Origin of the sequence: Costertonia aggregata, assembly GCF_013402795.1 — a bacterium.
In the GTDB taxonomy this organism is placed as follows: domain Bacteria; phylum Bacteroidota; class Bacteroidia; order Flavobacteriales; family Flavobacteriaceae; genus Costertonia; species Costertonia aggregata.
The window spans coordinates 2,216,813-2,233,178 of sequence record NZ_CP058595.1 but is presented as its reverse complement, the minus strand read 5'-3'; the positions used below and the strand labels follow the sequence as shown (position 1 = coordinate 2,233,178).

Annotated in this window: 11 protein-coding genes and 1 pseudogene; 1 reads left to right on the top strand and 11 read right to left on the bottom strand. The window is 40.8% G+C overall.

Translation table 11 applies throughout. The annotated features are described in order from the left end of the window. The first annotated feature begins 53 nt into the window (after positions 1-53). Complete coding sequence (locus HYG79_RS10285; protein WP_179242005.1) at positions 54-1,793, top strand: ABC transporter ATP-binding protein; 1,740 nt, start codon at positions 54-56, stop codon at positions 1,791-1,793. A 127-nt stretch (positions 1,794-1,920) separates the two neighbouring features. On the opposite strand, the gene HYG79_RS10280 is transcribed toward HYG79_RS10285, so the two are convergent. The 11 genes and pseudogenes from HYG79_RS10280 to HYG79_RS10225 form a co-directional block, all read right to left on the bottom strand. Continuing rightward, on the bottom strand, positions 1,921-2,196 hold the full coding sequence (locus HYG79_RS10280) for a hypothetical protein (protein WP_179242004.1): 276 nt from the start codon (positions 2,194-2,196) through the stop codon (positions 1,921-1,923). Between the two features lie 80 nt (positions 2,197-2,276). Further along, on the bottom strand, positions 2,277-2,609 hold the full coding sequence (locus HYG79_RS10275) for a 2Fe-2S iron-sulfur cluster-binding family protein (protein ID WP_179242003.1): 333 nt from the start codon (positions 2,607-2,609) through the stop codon (positions 2,277-2,279). 77 nt (positions 2,610-2,686) lie between these two features. Continuing rightward, positions 2,687-2,994: pseudogene (locus HYG79_RS10265) on the bottom strand (four helix bundle protein). Between the two features lie 39 nt (positions 2,995-3,033). Beyond that, on the bottom strand, positions 3,034-4,095 hold the full coding sequence (locus tag HYG79_RS10260) for an NAD(P)/FAD-dependent oxidoreductase (protein ID WP_179242000.1): 1,062 nt from the start codon (positions 4,093-4,095) through the stop codon (positions 3,034-3,036). A gap of 69 nt (positions 4,096-4,164) precedes the next feature. Further along, positions 4,165-4,404: a NifU family protein gene (locus tag HYG79_RS10255; protein WP_179243538.1), complete on the bottom strand. Its 240-nt coding sequence runs from the start codon at positions 4,402-4,404 to the stop codon at positions 4,165-4,167. An 11-nt stretch (positions 4,405-4,415) separates the two neighbouring features. Continuing rightward, positions 4,416-5,555 (bottom strand): Mrp/NBP35 family ATP-binding protein, encoded by a 1,140-nt coding sequence (locus HYG79_RS10250; protein ID WP_179241999.1) that lies wholly within the window; start codon positions 5,553-5,555, stop codon positions 4,416-4,418. A gap of 197 nt (positions 5,556-5,752) precedes the next feature. Then, the gene (locus HYG79_RS10245) at positions 5,753-6,418 is read right to left on the bottom strand and encodes an ABC transporter ATP-binding protein (RefSeq protein ID WP_179241998.1); all 666 of its coding nucleotides are present in this window, start codon (positions 6,416-6,418) and stop codon (positions 5,753-5,755) included. 95 nt (positions 6,419-6,513) lie between these two features. Further along, positions 6,514-8,922: an ABC transporter permease gene (locus HYG79_RS10240; protein ID WP_179241997.1), complete on the bottom strand. Its 2,409-nt coding sequence runs from the start codon at positions 8,920-8,922 to the stop codon at positions 6,514-6,516. Positions 8,923-8,986: 64 nt separating this feature from the next. Beyond that, on the bottom strand, positions 8,987-11,413 hold the full coding sequence (locus tag HYG79_RS10235) for an ABC transporter permease (RefSeq protein ID WP_179241996.1): 2,427 nt from the start codon (positions 11,411-11,413) through the stop codon (positions 8,987-8,989). 53 nt (positions 11,414-11,466) lie between these two features. Continuing rightward, positions 11,467-13,899 carry an FtsX-like permease family protein gene (locus tag HYG79_RS10230; protein ID WP_179243537.1) on the bottom strand — a complete coding sequence of 811 codons (2,433 nt, stop codon included), beginning with the start codon at positions 13,897-13,899 and terminating at the stop codon, positions 11,467-11,469. Between the two features lie 55 nt (positions 13,900-13,954). Next, entirely contained in the window at positions 13,955-16,315 is a 2,361-nt protein-coding gene (locus HYG79_RS10225; protein ID WP_179241995.1) for an ABC transporter permease, read from the bottom strand. Positions 16,316-16,366: the final 51 nt, after the last annotated feature.

Sequence of the window (16,366 nt, the reverse complement as noted above, 5' to 3'; positions counted from 1 at the left end):
TGTTGCAACGGTAATATCAATTGAAGTAACTTGCAACTTCTTTTGAAGTACCCATGGCAGAGAAAAAAGTAAGTATCCTAAAAGCATTTAAAACGATTATTTGGCCCAGAAGAAAATTGGTCTTTATCGGGCTTTTATTAATCGTTATCAGTAAGGCGGCCAGTTTTGTGGCCCCAGTTTCCCTTAGATATTTTTTAGATGATATCGTTCCCAACAAAGATTATGATTTTTTAAAAATATTGGTTGCAATCGTCATATTTTCGTTTTTGGTACAAGGGGTCATGTCTTTTCTTTTGACCAAAGTATTGAGCATACAAGCGCAGTTCATGATATCCGAACTCCGAGCACAGGTACAAAAACAGGTGCTTTCCCTGCCCATTCGTTTTTTTGACAACACAAAGTCGGGTGCGTTGGTCTCACGTATCATGAGCGATGTCGAAGGTGTCCGGAATCTTATAGGAACAGGGTTGGTGCAGCTTGTAGGTGGTACAATAACCGCCGTTGTATCGCTTGTATTGCTGTTGCGCATAAGCCCAGGTATGACGCTCCTGACCTTTATACCTTTGATCTTATTTGCATTCATAGCCTTAAAAGCGTTCAAAATTATTCGCCCGGTATTTCGGGAACGTGGAAAAATCAATGCGGAAGTAAAAGGACGATTGACCGAAACCTTGGGAGGCATACGGGTCATCAAAGGATTCAACGCCGAAAAACAAGAAGGTAAGGTTTTTGAAACCGGTGTTGACCGCTTGTACCAAAACGTTAAAAAGAGCTTAACGGCTACGGCCATAATGACAAGTTCATCCACGTTTCTTTTAGGTTTGGCCACTACAGGGATTATGATGGGCTACGGAGGCTATAAAATGATGCAGGGAGAACTCACCACAGGAGAGTATTTTGAATTCACCTTTCTTTTGGCCTTGATGGTCGCCCCAATTGTTCAAATGAGCAATATTGGCAGCCAACTGACCGAAGCCCTAGCTGGTTTGGACCGTACCGAAGAATTGATGAACCAAATATCGGAAGCCAACGAAAAAGACCGTACCATTACACTCTCTACCATTAAAGGGGATATGGCATTTAAGGACGTTTCCTTTGCCTATGAAGAAGATAAGGATGTGCTGCACAATATTAGTTTTGAGGCAAAATCTGGTGATGTCATCGCACTGGTAGGGAGTTCCGGTTCTGGAAAATCGACCATTGCCGGACTGGCCGCCAGTTTTTTGAATCCGGATTCAGGTACCATAACCATTGATGGGAAGGATTTGGCCAAAGTAGATTTGACCAGTTTCCGTCAATTTTTAGGGGTTGTTTTACAGGACGATTTTTTATTTGAAGGTACCATACGCGAAAACATCCTCTTTCCAAGACCCAAAGCTACCGAAGAGGAACTACAAGCTGCCGTAAAAGCTGCTTATGTAGATGAATTTACCGATAGGTTTGATGACGGATTAGACACTTTAATCGGCGAGCGTGGTGTGAAGCTTTCTGGTGGGCAACGCCAGCGTATCGCCATTGCACGGGCTGTTTTGGCCAATCCAAAAATTTTGATCTTGGATGAGGCCACCTCCAATCTGGACACCGAAAGTGAAGCACTCATTCAAAAGAGTTTGGCCGAATTGACCAAAGGACGTACAACCTTCGTAATCGCCCATAGATTGAGCACCATTCGTAAAGCCAATCAAATTTTAGTTATCGAAAACGGACGTATTGCCGAACAAGGCACCCATGACGAGTTGATTGCCAAAGAGGGTAGGTATTATAATTTGTTTACGTACCAGGCAAGAATATAAGTTAGTGGTTGTTGGTTAGTGGTTGTTGGTTAGTGGTTGTTGGTTCGTGGTTAGTGGTTAGTGGTTAGTGGTTAGTGGTTAGTGGTTAGTGGTTAGTGGTTAGTGGTTAGTGGTTAGTGGTTAGTGGTTAGTGGTTAGTGGTTAAAAATGCCCGTAACCAAAATAAAGACCAAACTAATCCTAAACTATTAAAAACAAATAATCCTATACTTTTATTAAACCTCAATTTTAATGCAAAAGTAGCCGTAACCAGAAGAAAATTCACTACAATTGAAATGGGCAAAACTAATAATCCATAACCCATAGGGCCACCAGTATCCTCTATGATAATAAAGCTTAGAGGCACAAAATAAAAATTTACAAGTATAATTAAAATAGATACAATCTTATTGGCAATTTTCAATTGGAATATTTTAAATTAACACCCTTAATCAAATGGTTTACGTTAGTCTCTTTAGCTAGAAACTCACTTTTATTTGACTTCTAAAGCTCCTCAGGTGCCAATTCTACCTCGAGACCGTCCAATTCGGGTGCCATATGGATTTGACACCCCAAACGAGAATTATCTTCAACATTAAAAGCTTCGGAAAGCATAGCCTCTTCGTCATCGGACATCTCAGGAAGTTCATGATCGGATTTTACATAACATTGACAAGAGGCGCACATGGCCATACCCCCACAAATGCCGATAGTGCCTTCGGGAGCCAATTCATAGGAACGTACTACTTCCATGAGGTTCATGTTCATATCGGTAGGTGCATCAATTTCATGTAGCACTCCTTCTCGGTCGGTGATTTTGATTTTTATGTCGGACATTGTCCTTAGTTTATTAACGGGTTAGCAATATTGTAAACTAGTATTGTTTCATTGATTGAATCAGTCCGTAAAGCATCCTAGAAATTTGATTTTTCGATTAGTTTTTTAGTGTCGTCAGAATTCAAATAACTCAACCTATACTCCAAATATAACATAGATCTGACTTCGCTCGTAGAACTCATGGCAATATATAAGAATCGGATGAAATCAGGATTTTTCTTCTGTCAAAACCTTCAGCTATGTTATTGGAAATAGAAACGGACGCTCTCGAAATTTGGTCTTTAAAAGAACAATCTTTCAAAATTTTAAAATCATCGTAGATGTTTACGGCAAAATCTCGTAATTTCTGCCAAACCAATACATCTTCAAATCTTTTTGCCGCCATAAACCAATCATCCCCTATTTCCTAACGACTAATTCCTAATCAGTTTATTGATTTCACAACTGCTTTCGGAGCTTCTTTTTTACTGCCATCAAATCCGGTAACGCCACCAACAGTGGTATACTTCATTACATATTTTTTGTCGGGATAAATACGTTGATAGGCACTCTGGCACATGAGGGTTGCTTCATGAAAGCCACAAAGAATCAACTTTAGTTTTCCTGGATAGGTATTTACATCGCCTATGGCATAAATTCCGGGTATATTGGTTTGATAATCCAAGGTATTATCAACCTTAATAGCGTTCTTTTCAATTTCCAATCCCCAATCGGCTATTGGTCCCAGTTTGGGCGATAACCCAAAAAGGGGTATAAAACTATCTACTTTCAACTTAATATCCTCTGCGGCATTAGCGGTTTTTCGTATCAGAACAGATTCCAGTTTTTCATCGCCTTGCAAGCCTACGATTTCTGCTGGAGTAATCAAATTTAATCTCCCTTGGTTTTTTAACTGTTGTACTTTTTCCACAGAATCCAAGGCGCCACGAAATTCATTTCTACGGTGTACCAAAGTTACTTCTGATGCAACATCGGCCAAAAAGATACTCCAATCCAAGGCAGAATCCCCACCACCGGCGATAACCACTCTTTTGTCGCGATATATTTCCGGATCCTTAATAATATAGGCGATACCGTTATCCTCGTATTTTTGCAAATTTTCCAGCAAGGGTTTCCGAGGCTCAAAACTACCCAGCCCGCCTGCTATCGCTACAATCGGCGCATGATGTTTTGTACCTTTGTTGGTCGTTACGATAAAAGAGCCGTCATCTAGCTTTTCAATGGTCTGCGCCCTTTCCCCTAAGGTAAATCCTGGTTGAAACGGTTTTATCTGTTCCATAAGATTATCTACCAAGTCTCCCGCCAATACTTCGGGAAAGCCCGGTATATCATAAATGGGTTTTTTAGGGTATATCTCGGAGCATTGGCCGCCAGCTTGCGGTAAAGCATCTATCAAATGGCATTTTAGCTGTAATAGCCCTGCCTCAAAAACGGCAAAAAGACCCGTAGGTCCTGCACCGATTATCAGTATATCTGTCTTAATCATTAAAAGTTCAATTAAACACCGGTAAAATTAGTGGAAAGGAAATTGGAAACATATGACTTTGTCAAGGTCTTACTCAATATTGATAACCTCTTCAATCTGTGGGGCATATTTTTTAATGGTCATCTCAACGCCGCTCTTCAAGGTCATTTGATTTACCGAACAACCTACGCAAGCCCCCTCTAACTTGACCTTTACAGAGTTTTCATTATCGATGGATATCAAGGAAATATCACCCCCATCACTTTGTAAAAAAGGTCTGATTTCGTCCAGGGCCTTTTCAACGTTCATCCTAAGTTCGTCCGAAGTCATTGTTGTCATACCTACTTCTTTTTAATGGCAGAACAACCTGCCATTGTCGTTATTTTAATAGCCTCTGTAGGAGGTATACTTTTGTTCCTGTTCACCGTTTGCCGAACTACATTTTTGGTAAGTTCCTCAAATGCCGATTCTATTGGGGTAGCTGTTTGCATGGCCGCCGGGCGACCAACATCGCCTGCTTCCCGAATACTCTGTACTAACGGAATCTCACCCAAAAAGGGAACGTTTAGATCCTCAGACAGATGTTTTGCCCCTTCCTTACCAAAGATATAATATTTATTCTCAGGAAGTTCAGCGGGAGTAAAATAGGCCATATTTTCCACAATACCCAATACGGGAACATTAATGGAGTCTTGCTGAAACATGGCAACGCCTTTACGGGCATCGGCAAGGGCGACTTCTTGTGGGGTACTGACCACAACGGCTCCCGTTACGGGCATGGCCTGCATAATGCTCAGGTGGATATCTCCCGTTCCTGGAGGTAAATCCAGCAGCATAAAATCTATTTCGCCCCAGTGGGCATCAAAAATCATCTGATTCAAAGCTTTGGAGGCCATGGGGCCTCTCCAAATTACCGCTTGATTGGGCTGCGTAAAAAACCCAATGGACAATAATTTTACCCCATAACTCTCTACGGGTTTCATCTTGGATTTCCCACCAATGTTTACGGCCAAAGGCTTTTCTTGGGCCACATCAAACATAATGGGCATTGAAGGCCCGTAGATATCAGCATCCAACAGTCCCACTTTAAAACCCATTTTGGCCAAGGTCACCGCCAAATTCGCTGTTACCGTAGATTTGCCTACCCCACCTTTACCCGAAGCTACGGCAATGATATTTTGGATACCGGGAATCGGTTTTCCCTTGATCTCGTTTGTTTTGGGCTTGGCAGGTGCATCTACCTTTATATTGACCTTGATTTTTGCCTTTTCATAGACTTCCCTATGAATAACCTTCAATATTTCAACTTCGGTTTTTTTGCGTGCCTGTAGACTGGGATTGGCTATGGTAATATCAACCTCTACCTCGTCCCCGAAAATCATGACGTTCTTCACCGCTCCACTTTCAACCATATTTTGGCCTTCGCCCGGTACGGTAATATGCTCCAATGCCTTTAAAACGGCTGTCTTTTCAATCTTCATTATATAAAATCATTCTAAACAACAAAGATAGTCCTTAGACATGAGATTATGAAGGTATGGGATTGAAATGTGGAATAGTAAAATAGGGATTCATTATTAGTTGGTTTCTTCAAATAGCTTTAGGATATAGCTCGCCAAATCAAAAAAATATCGTGATTTATCCTAATTTTTTGAATAATCGGAAAATAATTGCACGTCTAAACCTTTCTTCCATCCAACAAATTGATGATTCTGGAACCATAGGCCGCATTCTTTTCTGAATGGGTCACCTGAATAATAGTCACTCCGTCTTCCTCGTTCAATTTTTTAAACAGTTGCATAATCTCTTCGCTCTGTTGGGAATTCAAATTCCCGGTGGGTTCATCGGCAAGTATCAATTTTGGATTGGCAATCAAGGCCCTGGCCACTCCCACTAGCTGCTGCTGACCACCGCTCAGTTGGGCGGGAAATAAATCTTTTTTACCTACGATACTGAACCGGTCCAGCATGTCGGCCACCATGGCTTTGCGTTCAGAACCTTTGAATTTTTTGTACAACAAGGGCATTTCCAAATTTTCCTGAACGGTCAGTTCATCCAACAAGTGATAAGATTGAAAGACAAAACCGATGTATTCTTTATAAAGATTCGCCCTATGCTTTTCTTTCAGTGTGTGTACGGATTCGTCCAAAAAATGATATTCGCCCTCATCAAAATTATCCAACATTCCGATTACATTCAAGAGGGTAGATTTTCCCGAACCTGAAGGTCCCATAACCGAGATAAATTCCCCTTCTTCAACAGTTAGGTTAATGTCCTTTAATAAGAAGATACGCTGACCTCCCGAGTTGACCCATTTGAAAATATTGTTTAGTTGTAGTAGCATATTTTTAGTGTTAAGTATTTAGTAATCAGTATTAAGTAAAGCTGTTTTGAATGTTCTCGACTGCGCTCAAAATGACACTTGATGCTTAATAGTTTTTACTCGGTTCGTAAACTTTTTACAGGATTTTGCTTTGCGGCCCTTATCGCCTGAAAACTAACAGTAAGCACCGTAACGACCAGGGAACCCAACATGGCCAGGGCAAAAATCCACCATTTGAGTATAACACGGTATGGGTATTCCTGTAACCAACCGTTCATTATATAATAAGCAATGGGAACCGCTATAAAACAGGATATGACGACCAATTTCAAAAAGTCTTTTGAAAGCATGTTCCATACATTAAAGACGGATGCGCCCAATACTTTACGAACCCCTATCTCTTTGGTACGCTGTTCGGCCACAAAAGATGTTAACCCAAATAGTCCCAAACAACTTATCAAAATGGCCAACGCTGTAAAAATGCCCGAAAGGGTACCGATTCGTTGTTCGGCAGCAAACTTTTCCGCATATTCGTCATCAACAAAATCATATTGAAAGGGTATCGCTGGGAAGTTCTCTTTAAACACTCGTTCTATAACCGCCAAATTTTGACTGGCACTCTGGTCCGGGTTCAACCGTAGGTTGTAATAACTGAAGTTATCTTGGCGGTCGTACACGTACCAAGCTTGCTTCACTGGCTCATAGGGCGATTGTGCAATGATGTCTTCGACTACGCCGATGATTTTCAATGGGGGATCTTGCTCTTCTTCATCCTCTTGATCAGAGTAGCGAATAAGTGTGCCTACCGGATTTTCGAGCCCCATATATTTTACAGCCGTTTTATTGATAAGAATTCCCAAGGAGTCAGAGGCCATATCTCTAGAGAAATCCCGGCCATCAATAATCTTAAGATTAAGTGTTTTGGCATATTCTGGGGAAACTTCCGTCCAAGCGAAATCGTCTTGAAAACCATCAGGTTTACCATCCCAAGTAAACCCACTTCTATTTGACCAAACACGTGTTGTTGGGCTGCTAGATGTGGCCATGGCAAACACTGCGCCCGACTTTAGAAATTGCTCCCGCATGACATCTGTCTTCCCTTCGAAATCAGCGGACCAAGTCGGTATTTGTACAAGTCCTTCCTTAACATAACCTATCGGTCTGTTTTTGGCATGGTTGATCTGTTGCATGACAATGACAGTACCAATGATGAACGCCACGGAAACGGTGAATTGCAAAACCACCAATAGTTGCCTGGGCAAGCCGGCGTATTTCCCAGCTTTAAATGTGCCTTTTAATACATCTACCGGTTTAAAGGATGAGAGATACAATGCAGGGTAACTGCCCGCCAATAATGCTGTAAAAAAGATAAAGACAATGGAAATCAACCAAAAATTGATATTGTTCCATGGGAACTCAATCTCTTTTCGGGCCAGTTCATTGAATCCGCTCAAGCACAATAGCACTATCAAAACCGACACCAAATAAGCGAACAGAACCACCAAAAAGGATTCGCTCAAAAACTGATAGATCAATTGCCCTTTTTGAGATCCGATTGATTTTCGAATGCCTACTTCTTTGGCTCTTTTTTCAGAGCGTGCCGTACTGAGGTTCATAAAATTTATACAGGCCAATAGCAGTACAAAGGCACCTATAATCCCGAAAAGCCATACATATTTAATTCGCCCGCCTATCTGTTTGCCCTGCTCAAAATTGCTCCGCAAATACCAATCTTTCATGGGGAGCAAAAATAGTTGTGGATCAAACTCCGCCGTATCTTCATTGAGGTCTTTTTTTACATCCTTAATAGTCCGGGAAACACTTTCCAAATCAGCCTTATCAGCAATTTGCACAAACAATTGAAAAGAATTGTTTCCCCAATTGTCCAACGATTCCTGAATCCATTCCCGATTGGCCACATAATTGTCCCATGGTATGATGTAATCAGTGTCGTTGAATGTATTGTTGAAGGGAATGTCTTTGTATACGGCAGAGACATTGAGGTCGTATTGATTGCCAATTTTGACCACTTTTCCGATGGGATCCTCCTCACCAAAGAGGGCATCAGCAGTGGATTCGGATAGCATTATGGAATTTATTTCACGTAATCCGTCTTTATCACCTTTACTGATTTCAAGATTCAACAATTCGGGTGCCATGGGCTGCATATAATTGCCCGGGCGGGATATGTTGTTGTCTTTGTATTTGATGTAGCTGTCCTGCGTCCAAGAGGCCATCATCAAGTGTTTGAAGTTTTCAGCATAGCCATCGCGCAAGGCGGGCTCAAGCGGTAGCGGAATAGCAGGCCCGGTGCCCACATTGCCATTAAAGGTTTGCGATTGGTAGACCTGGGCGATCTTGTCCCTATCTTGAAAATAATCGTTATAGGTAAGTTCATCGTTTACCCATAACCCTATAATGAGAGTAACGGCCATCCCCAGGGCCAATCCCCCAATATTTATTATAGAGTATCCTTTATTTTTCAGGAGATTTCGCCAAGCGATTTTTAGATAGTTCCTAAACATGATCTGTTATTTTTTGATTGTCATTATTGCGCTATTATAGAGACACCGTTTATTCGTAAATGTTTCACTCCGTACGCAAACTTTTTACGGGATTGGACATTGCTGCTTTTAAAGCCAAAAAACTTACGGTTAATGTTCCGATAAGCAAAGAAATAGCTCCTGCAAAAACCAACAACCAAAATGACAGTTCTATTCTATAAGCAAAATTTTGAAGCCAATAATCGGCCGTCAACCAAGCTATAGGTGCCGCTATTACAAAGGCAATCAAAATCAGTTTTAAAAAATTGGTTGTGTGCAATGCTAATATTTGAGAAACTGTTGCTCCCAAAACTTTTCTTACGCCTATTTCCTTGACACGTTGATTTATGGACAAACGGGCCATACCCAACAGCCCGAAACAACAGATAATTAAGGACAAAAGTGTGGCGATGTTGACCAGTTTTTGCCATTGTTGTTCTTGTTTGTATTGTTTTGCATTCTGCTCATCCAAAAAATTGTATGCAAACACGGCATTTGGCATAATGGCTTTGTACACCCTTTCCAAAGCCAGAATAGCTTCCTGTTGTTTTGATTTTTCAAATTTGACAAGAATATTCCCGTAGGGTTCCTGAATCATAGAAATGAACATCGGTTTAATGGGTTCCCTTAACGAGCCAAAATGAAAGTCTTTCACTACGCCGATTATCGTTTTCTTCTGATCGTCTTCATCGTTTTCAATCAATTTTACGGATTCCCCAATGGGGTGTAATAAATTAAATTCTTTTACAAAGGTTTCGTTTACGATAATTGAATTAGAGGCATCGGTCGGGAAATCCGAAGAAAAATTCCGTCCCACGAGAATCGGAATCTCAACATCGGGCAAATAATTTTCATCAATACGCAAAAGTGAAGCTTCAATTTGTTTGTTATTTACAATTACTCCTTCTGAAAAATGATTATGGGCATAAGAGACTGATGCTATTGACAACTCCTTGGATAGCTCTTCTTTTAACACTTTACCGATATCGGCAAAATCCCTATTTCCTGAAATAGTTGTGGTTATGATTTGATTGGGATTATAACCCAAATCTTTGGTACGTATATAATCCATTTGAGAATGGAAGACTATAGCTGCAATAAGTAAAAATATGCCCAATGAAAATTGAAAAACGACCAAGCCGCGTCCTGCAAAATTTTTGCCGCTCCATTTCAATTTATTGTAAAGGGCCTCGGACGGCTTAACCTTGGAAAGTACAAAAGCCGGATAAAGACCCGTAATTAAAATGATACATCCAAAAATGAAAACAAGCGATATACCTGATTGAAAGTTGAGCATTTCGGCAAACGCAAAATGTTTGGCCGTCAAGGAATTAAAAAATGGAAGCAACAGTTTTATCGATAAAAGAGAAAGTAAAAATGAAATACCACAAAGCAAACCCGACTCCATCAAGAATTGAAAAATTATTTGAGTTTTGTTACCGCCTGTTATTTTTCTTATCCCTATTTCCTTTGCCCTTTTTATGGCGGATGCGATGCTAATATTGATGAAATTTATTGCCCCCATTATCAAGATAAGCAAGGCAATGGCAATAAAAACAATGGAATATAGGGAATTGCTGGTATTTACTACCCCAGACTCATTATTACCTCTACCTTCGGTAAGCGGATCCAAGTGTATATCCAAAATATTCTGTAAACCATAATTGATTTCGGAATCGAAACCATATCGCGCTAATTTTTGTTCCACTTGGTCTTTGGCGTGGATGGCAAAAATACGACCGAACTTTTCTTTAATCGCCGTTACATCTGCTGGTGGTTCCAATACTACAAAAGTTCCAAGATAGGCGTTCATCCAATTGGTATCTATAAAAGCAAGTTCAAGAAAACTGAATGGGAGTAAAATCTCGAACTGAATAGAAGAGTTTTTTGGAGCATCCTTTGCAACGGCCGAAATGATCAAAGGTTTTTTTAACCGTTGATAAGCAGGGTCGTTCTTCATTTGTAATACTTTCCCCACTACATCGGTAGAATTAAAAAGTCGTATGGCAGTACTTTCGGAAATTACAGCCGAGTTTACTTCATCCAAGGCAGTATTAACATCTCCGTGCAACAATGGAAACGTAAAGACATCAAAGAAATTAGTATCAACAAAAAGGATATTTAACTTCAGGATTTTATCTTCTGTAGAAACCTCGTTGAATATTTTGCCCCCCATAACACGGGCATATTCTTTTATTTCAGGAATAGCTTCCTTGAATGTTTTTCCCTGCACTTGACCCGTTCCGCCAAAAGTTTTTGCTATGGCTCCCTTATGTTCTACCATATTGGTGGTAATTCGGTACAGGTTTGGGTTGTTGGTATGAAAATCATCAAAACTATGTTCATCGTTCCAATAAATTATCGCAAAAAGCAAACAAGTAATGGCTAACGCCATCCCAACAATATTTATCAGGGAATAAAATTTGTTGTTCCAGAGGTTGCGCCAAGCGATTTTTAGATAGTTTTTGAACATGATTTTCATTTTAAATAGACCTCACAGATCTTGAAGACCTGTGAGGTCTGAGGTTATTCTGTGCGTAAACTTTTTACGGGGTTTACTACGGCGGCCCTTATACTCTGATAGCTAACCGTAAGTATCGCAATACCTATCGCCAATACGGCGGCCAAGGCAAATATCCACCACGGAATTTCTATTCGATATGAAAAATCCTGGAGCCATTTATTCATCACAAACCAGCCTATCGGCAGTGAAATAAGAATCGCGATACCGACCATTTTAAGAAAATCAGTGGTCAAACGATAGGAAATCTGAGCGACGCTAGCCCCCAATACTTTTCGAACGCCGATTTCTTTGGTTCTTTTTTGTGCATTAAAAGCTGCCAACCCAAATAGGCCTAAACACGCAATCAAAATAGAAAGGAAAGTAAAGACCATAAATATTCTTCCCAAGTTCTGTTCCGCTTCGTAGGTGGTGTTGAAAGAGTCATCCATGAAACGATAGCTAAAGGGTTGGCCAGGTGCTATTTTATTCCATATGCCTTCTATATTTGCGAGTGTATTGGAAAAATCGCCAGGTTTTAGTTTTACCGCCAAGGTACCTGTTGAATTGTCCAAAAACAGCCCTAAAGCACCTATGTTTTCACGCAACGATTCATAGTGGAAATTTTTGACTACGCCGATTATGGTGTAGAATGTCTTATCTTCTAAATCAAGGTCTCCCGTTATCCGTATACCCAATGCCTCTTCGGCTTTGACTCCCAAAATGGGCAATGTAGCTTCATTAATGATAACGGCAGTTGAATCTGCGACAAATTTTGGATTGAAGTCACGACCCGCAACCAGTTTCATAATCAGTGTATTGATGTAGTCATGATCAACTTCCCAAACTTGCATCTGAATGGCGTTCTCCTGTTCCATGGCCCCTTCCCTAAAGAGAGAACTGTTTGATCGGGCAGACGGCGTAGGCAAATAATCACTTAAAGAGGCCTGCTCTACTTGCCCTAACTGTTTTACTTCATCTTTAAAAGCCTGCACTTGACTACCAGCTGCATAGGTATCATTTATAAGAACGATTTGATTCTTGGCAAAACCCAAGTCTTTGCCTTGAATGTACTTTAATTGCTGAAATACGACCAAGGTGCTTACAATTAAAAACACGGAAATGGCAAATTGAAAAACCACTAAGGAATTACGAATCTTACCTCCCCCAACAGTATTCTGACCACTGCCTTTCAGCACTTTAACAGGCATAAACCGGGACATAAAAAAGGCAGGGTAACTTCCTGAGAAGAATCCGAGAATAATGGTAGCGAAGACCACTAACAACCAAAAAAGCGGGTTTGCGTACGGAATAGCAATCGTTTTTCCCGAAAGATCATTGAACAGCGGAAGTACTATTATCGCCAGTATCAACGCAAAGAGCAAAGAGATAAAGGCGATCAATCCTGATTCGGTCAAAAATTGACGAATCAAATCCGACCTATTGGAACCCAGCGTTTTTCGAATACCTACTTCTTTTGCCCTTTTCAGGGAGTGTGCCGTAGAAAGGTTCATGAAATTCACCGTTGCCAATAGGATGAGAAACAGGGCTATAAAAGAAAGAATATATACATTTTGAATACTGCTATTGGCACTTATTTCAGACTGTCGATTGGAATACAAATGGATATCGGTCAAGGGCATTATTTTATGTTGCCAGTAATTACCTGATGCAGCGAATGATTCTGCGGTCATTCCCGGAAACAAATTCTGGACCCATGGAATCATGTAGCGCTCGAACATGCCCTGCAAAGGTTCATTAAAATCAGTGCTGTTTACATTAGGTATCAATTTCACGAACGTGTAATAATTCATACTCCCCCAATTCGCCTCGCGAGAATCAGCGTAACCGGCCATGGCCAGAAAAATACTATGCTCCCTCAGCAGCGAATTTTTGGGCAAGTCATCAATGACCCCGGTTACGGTATAGGTGTCGGTATTGTTCAACAACATCTGTTGGCCGAGAGCGTTTTTTACACCGAAATGCTTTTCGGCAGCTGTCTTCGTCAACACCAAGGTATTCGGTTCCGTCAACGCGGCCTTTGAATTGCCCACTAGTAATTTCAAACCGAAAAAATCGAAGAAGGTAGAGTCTGCAAAAGCTCCGCGAAGTTCTTTGGTATTGGTCTCCGTACCGCTCTTTCGTATAAGGAAACTACCGCGGTCTCTCAGCCTAACCGTCGACTCGACTTGGGAAAAATCTCGTTGCATGGCTGCCGCCATAGGCGCAGCACTCTCAGTAGCGGCGATTTCGGCACCGCCAAATTTTACATCGGTATCAATGCGGTAAATACGATCTGCATCGGCGAACATTTTATCGAAACTCAACTCATCATAAATATATAATGAAATAAGAAGTCCTCCAGTCATACCGATCGCAAGACCGAATGTATTCAGAAAGGTGAAAAAAGGTTGCTTTTTTAAACTCCGCCAGGCAATTTTTAGATAGTTTTTGAACATGATGATTTCGTTTTTTGATGCTTCGCCTGCGCTCGGCATAGGTTTGATGATAAAATTATTCTGTACGTAGACTTTTTACAGGGTTTACGATTGCGGCTTTAATTGCTTGATAGCTGACCGTTACCAATGCTATGAGCAATGCTAATATTCCTGCCAAAGCGAAAGTCCACCAGGAAATCGTTATTCGGTACGAAAAATCCTCTAACCACTTGCTCATAAAATACCATGATACAGGTACGGCCAGTACGATGGAAATCAAAACCAGTTTTAAAAAATCTTTGGAAAGTAATGTTGTAATATTTTGAACAGAGGCACCCAAAACCTTACGAATACCGATTTCCTTAATTCTATTTTCCGCCATGTAACTGGCTAGACCGAATAGACCCAGACAGGAGATGAAAATCGTAAACAGTGTAAAAAGACCCACTAATTGTCCCGTTTGCTTTTCGCTTTGAAACTTCTTGGCATACTCTTGGTCAACAAATTCGTAGTCAAAAGGATATTCGGGATTGTATTTTCGGAAAACGGCCTCGGTCTTAGCAAGGCTCTCTGAAGTAGATTCGTCTGTTTTAAATTTGATATGAATGACGTTGTTGGCATACATAGCACCTTCGATGACCATAGGTTCGATTTTTTGAAACGGGGAATCCAAAATAAAATCCTTGACAACGCCTACCACATGCCAATCAATACCATTATCTTTTATGATTTGACCTAAGGGTTGTTCAAACTTCATCAGTCTTACCGCAGACTCATTAAGGATGACCGCAGTGGAGTCCGTAGAATATTTGTCCAAATCGAAATCACGGCCAGCTATAATTTCCATACCGGTAGTTTTGGCAATAGCATCATCGGCATTGAACCTTTGAATCGTGGTCTTGTTATCCTTATCTTTACCTTTCCATTCAAAAGCCCATGAATTACTCCACCCTTGTGTTATGGGGGAATTGGTTTTAGTGACCGATTCGGCAATACCGGAGACCAGTAATTCCTTTTTAATCAGGTCATAGTTTTTTCCCAAATCTCCCTCTATAAGGGAATAAATTAGGTTGTTCTTAGAATACCCGCTTTGTCTGTTCTGGACACTTTGTAACTGTTGGGTTACGATAATACTTGCGGTAATGAGAATAATCGCGACAGAAAACTGAACGACTACCAAGACTTTTCTGGGGGTTACCGGAGCGCTGATTTTCTTAAAAGCACCCTTTAACACCGTTGAGGGTTTAAAACCGGAAAGGTATAATGCGGGATAGCTACCCGCCAAAACGCCCGTTCCTAAAATTATGGTAAGAGCAGATACCCAGAACCATTCGTTCGTCAAATCCAGAGATAAGGGCTTCTCTACTAATTCACTAAAAGCCGGTAAACATAGTGCCACCATGATTAAAGCCAAAACAGCCGCTAAAAAGGTTATTAAGATGGACTCACCTAAAAATTGACCGATCAATGCCCTTTTTCTAGCTCCTACAACCTTTCGTATGCCCACCTCTTTCGCTCGTTTCTCGCTTCTAGCCGTACTCAAGTTCATGAAATTGATGCAGGCAATCAGTAAAATAATGAATGCAATGATACCGAACATCCGAATCAAAATGATCCTACCGCCGACTTCCTCTCCGTTTACAAATTCCGAATGCAACCAATAACGCGACCAGGGGTATAAATAGGTGACCATCTCTGGAGAATCTTTGTCGTACCGTTCCCGTAGGTTTTTTATCTTACTGGAGAATGCATCATAATCAGTTCCTTTTTTCAATAGAACATAGGTGGCAATCGAATTGTTGCCCCAATAGGTATCGTTCCAACCTCGCTGTTTCGCATAGGCCCATGGCATCAAAAACTCGAAATTGAATCCCGTATTATCAGGCAAATCCTTTAGGATTCCCGTTACGGTAAATACGTCTTTGTTGTCGACTTTTACGGTTTTCCCCATGGCCGGTGCATCGCCGAATATCTTCTTGGCGAAAGTTTCGGTGATAACCACGGAATTTACACCCTCTAAAACCGTTTCAATACTACCCTCAATTAAGGGAAAACTAAATATGTGTAAAAAATCAGGGTCAACTATAGTACCTGTTGATTTCATTCTTTTATCCCCCACGGAAAACAAGAACGTATCATCATAGTTGTATCTCGACACACGTTCCACTTCAGGATAGTCTTTCTTTATGGTCGGTGCCATTATTTTAGGAGTGGAATTCCATGTCCATATCTCACCTTCTATGGGGTACTGATTATAAACTTCGTAAATACGGTCTTTCTTTGTATGAAATTGATCTACGCCAGTCTCGAAGTTAATCCATATCACAATCAAGGCCGTCACTCCAAGACCCATGGAAAGGCCAACAATATTCAGTAACGAAAAACTCTTATTTCGAATTAAGTTTCTCCATGCGATTTTTAGATAGTTTTTGAACATGATTCTCGTTTTTTGATTGATGATGCTTCGCCTGCGCTTGGCATAGGTTTG

What these genes read in the sequence shown, in the direction of transcription:
- HYG79_RS10285 (WP_179242005.1), top strand. Translation starts at nt 54, where the DNA reads ATGGCAGAGAAAAAAGTAAGTATCCTAAAAGCATTTAAAACGATTATT.
- HYG79_RS10275 (WP_179242003.1), bottom strand. Translation starts at nt 2,609, where the DNA reads ATGTCCGACATAAAAATCAAAATCACCGACCGAGAAGGAGTGCTACAT.
- HYG79_RS10260 (WP_179242000.1), bottom strand. Translation starts at nt 4,095, where the DNA reads ATGATTAAGACAGATATACTGATAATCGGTGCAGGACCTACGGGTCTT.
- HYG79_RS10255 (WP_179243538.1), bottom strand. Translation starts at nt 4,404, where the DNA reads ATGACTTCGGACGAACTTAGGATGAACGTTGAAAAGGCCCTGGACGAA.
- HYG79_RS10250 (WP_179241999.1), bottom strand. Translation starts at nt 5,555, where the DNA reads ATGAAGATTGAAAAGACAGCCGTTTTAAAGGCATTGGAGCATATTACC.
- HYG79_RS10245 (WP_179241998.1), bottom strand. Translation starts at nt 6,418, where the DNA reads ATGCTACTACAACTAAACAATATTTTCAAATGGGTCAACTCGGGAGGT.
- HYG79_RS10240 (WP_179241997.1), bottom strand. Translation starts at nt 8,922, where the DNA reads ATGTTTAGGAACTATCTAAAAATCGCTTGGCGAAATCTCCTGAAAAAT.
- HYG79_RS10235 (WP_179241996.1), bottom strand. Translation starts at nt 11,413, where the DNA reads ATGTTCAAAAACTATCTAAAAATCGCTTGGCGCAACCTCTGGAACAAC.
- HYG79_RS10230 (WP_179243537.1), bottom strand. Translation starts at nt 13,899, where the DNA reads ATGTTCAAAAACTATCTAAAAATTGCCTGGCGGAGTTTAAAAAAGCAA.
- HYG79_RS10225 (WP_179241995.1), bottom strand. Translation starts at nt 16,315, where the DNA reads ATGTTCAAAAACTATCTAAAAATCGCATGGAGAAACTTAATTCGAAAT.